Origin of the sequence: Desulfomicrobium norvegicum (genome assembly GCF_900114595.1) — a bacterium.
Classification (GTDB): domain Bacteria; phylum Desulfobacterota; class Desulfovibrionia; order Desulfovibrionales; family Desulfomicrobiaceae; genus Desulfomicrobium; species Desulfomicrobium macestii.
Genome location: NZ_FOTO01000044.1, coordinates 1 through 1,059 on the forward strand (window position 1 = coordinate 1; position 1,059 = coordinate 1,059).

General features: G+C 61.7%; 1 protein-coding gene. It reads left to right on the forward strand.

Annotated features, from left to right (window positions below; translation table 11 throughout):
- Positions 1-411 precede the first annotated feature (411 nt).
- Positions 412-1,059: reverse transcriptase domain-containing protein (locus BMZ24_RS19340; protein ID WP_244150433.1), on the forward strand; the 648-nt coding region annotated here is incomplete at its 3' end.

A 1,059-nucleotide genomic window follows, 5' to 3' on the forward strand; every position in this document is an offset into this window, starting at 1 on the left:
TTTGGTGCGCCCGGCAGGGCGCACCCACTTGGAGGTGAAAGTCCTCTGCGCACCCGACAGGGGGAAGCGCTAGCTGGACGGCAAGGGTGTCCATCGCGAGGTGGAATCTGAAGGAAGCCGCAGGCAAAACCCTGGCTCGACGAACAGAAACCGCATATGAGGCGGCCGCGCCGGATGAGAAGGCCAATATCTTCAAAGTCCGATACCTGTACGGAAGGCGCGGACGTAAATGCGGCGGGCATAAGGGGGAAGGTGGGTGTGCATTACCCGGGGAGGTCTGGGCGTTTGCCATGTGCTACCCGCGTCGAGAGGCGCGGGGATGAGCGCCCAGAAGTCAGCAGAGGTCATAGTAGGTCCCTCGACCGGACTGAAGGACCGAACATGTAACATGGGGCAGGAGCCTGAATTTCGATGACCAGCAGTAACGCAGAAGGGCAGAGACATTCTGTCGCCATGACCGAGGGTAGGGGACGGAATCCCCGAGAGCAGGTCTGTGGTGCGGATGTGGTCACGGCAAGGACGGGGCTCTCCTGGCCGAAGGCTATGGACGTGATGGAAGCGGTGGTCGAACGCGAGAACATGCGCGCCGCAGCAAAGCGTGTGCGCAGCAACAAGGGTGTCCCCGGCGTAGACGGCATGCGTGTCGAGGATGTTTGGGGGTACTACGGTCCTCATATCGAGAGGTTACTTTTGGACGGGAGCTACGAACCGCAACCGGTCCTGGGGGTCGAGATTCCCAAGCCCGGAGGCGGTACCAGGCAATTGGGTATCCCTACGGCCATGGACCGCTTGGTCCAGCAGGCGCTGCATCAGGTGCTCACGCCGATCTTCAATTCGGGCTTCTCCGACTCAAGCTACGGATTCCGTCCCGGTAGAAGCGCGCATCAGGCCGTGCAGAAGGCACGGGAGCATGTCGCCGCCGGCAAACGATTCGTGGTGGACATGGATCTGGAGAAGTTCTTCGATCGCGTGAACCACGACGTGCTCATGGCGCGCGTGGGCCGCAAGATTGGGGATAAGCGGGTGCTCGGCCTTATCCGCCGGTTCCTGCAAGCGGGG